Origin of the sequence: Streptosporangium sp. NPDC049046 (genome assembly GCF_040649155.1) — a bacterium.
GTDB lineage: Bacteria > Actinomycetota > Actinomycetes > Streptosporangiales > Streptosporangiaceae > Streptosporangium.
In genome coordinates, this window is sequence record NZ_JBEZEZ010000087.1 from 1 (window position 1) to 1570 (window position 1570).

Annotated in this window: 1 protein-coding gene and 1 pseudogene; both read left to right on the forward strand. The window is 64.4% G+C overall.

Annotation, left to right across the window (positions count from 1 at the left end; genetic code table 11):
* Positions 1-613, forward strand: a pseudogene (locus AB0B96_RS40805) (transposase family protein); the annotation flags it as partial.
* 528 nt (positions 614-1141) lie between these two features.
* A complete protein-coding gene (locus tag AB0B96_RS40810; RefSeq protein ID WP_362907681.1) occupies positions 1142-1435 on the forward strand; it encodes a hypothetical protein in 294 nt (97 codons plus the stop codon).
* Positions 1436-1570 lie beyond the last annotated feature (135 nt).

Below are 1570 nucleotides of genomic sequence, written 5' to 3' on the forward strand. Positions count from 1 at the left end.
CGCTACCTCGACGAGGTCATCAACGTCTTGGCCGACCAAGCCCCCGACCTGCACCACGCCCTGCAGCGTGCTACCGATGAGGGCCTCACCCACCTCATCTTGGACGGCACCGTCATCGCCACCGACCGCTGCGCCGAAAAGACCATCAGCGTCAAAGGCGAGCCCATCGACCTGTGGTACTCCGGAAAGGCCCGCCACCGCGGCGGCAACATCCAGGCCCTGTCCGCGCCCTGCGGCCTGCCGCTGTGGGTCTCCGACGTCGACCCCGGCTCCGCCCACGACCTGACCGCCGCTCGCACACACGTCCTGGGTGCGCTGTACAAGGCCGCCGCCGACGGGCTTCCCACCTTGGCCGACTGGAGGCTACGACGGCGCCGGCATCGGCATCCTCACCCCGGTCAAACACCCCTGCGACGGCCGCCCCCTCGACCTCGACACCCGCACCCGCAACGCCCTCCTGCGCGCCCTGCGCTGCCTGGGAGAACGCGGCTTCGCCCTACTCACCCAACGCTGGCGCACCCTCCAGCGCATCACCGCCAGCCCCAGCCGAATCGGCGACATCGTCAAAGCCGCACTCGTCCTCACGCACTTCGAACACGGCTACCTGAAATAAAAGTCGCTGAGATCACCTCGCTGAAGCGCGGCATGCGCTCATCAAGTACATCGAGGGATTCTACAATCCACGCCGACTTCATTCGGGGCTTGGTTATCGACCACCGCTTGAAGTCCTCGATGAATGGTTCGATAATCGGTCGGTTGCGTGATAGGGTCCATCATATAGTTCATTTGGGACGTGTCCGGAAAACGCGGGGCTCCTCACCTGCACGCATCTGACAGAAGTGGGGTACCAGCCAAGTACGTGTAAAAGAGGCAATGGCCAGCTCGCGATTAGCCGGTCAGCTCGGATCGAATTTCTTTGTGACAGCCGCAAGACCACCCACACTAACGGTCACATAGACGGGCCGGTCCTTACTGATGAGGAGAATGTGGTCTGGGAACGAGACGCCAGCTTGAAGCTCTGCTCGTACGGTCTCCTGATGCTGAGTGCCATTGCAGACGGGATCGAAGCGGCCCATGCGTTCGAGAACCCCCTCGGTTGCAACGATGGTGACGGTTCCAACCGCGATCGCCGACCGGAGCCGTGAACGCGGCAATCTTCTTCGCCCCGGACCAGGGCGCGATCTCCGACGTCACGGTCAGCTGCAACGTGCTCTACCACGCGCCGGGGTCCTACTATCCGCTGCGGATCTACGACGTCTCCGGCGCGGTCAAGGTCACCGGCAACCGCTGGGTGCCGGACGGGATCGACTACGCGCCGGTGCACGTGACCGGCCCCCGCCCGGCCACCGTCACCTGGTCCGACAACACCTTCACGGGCAACAAGCCAATCCCACCCCCGACGACTGGCCCTAGGTCCTGTTTTGTGGATCAGTAGAAGGTGAATGGTGCGGCCCGCGTCTTGGGCCTCGCCGGGTCTTCGCGCTGCGCGCGTATCACGCTCGGGCTGTGGTTGATTGGGGCTTTGCCCCAAACCCCAGGCGAGGGGCCTTCCGGCCCCTCACACTCCCCG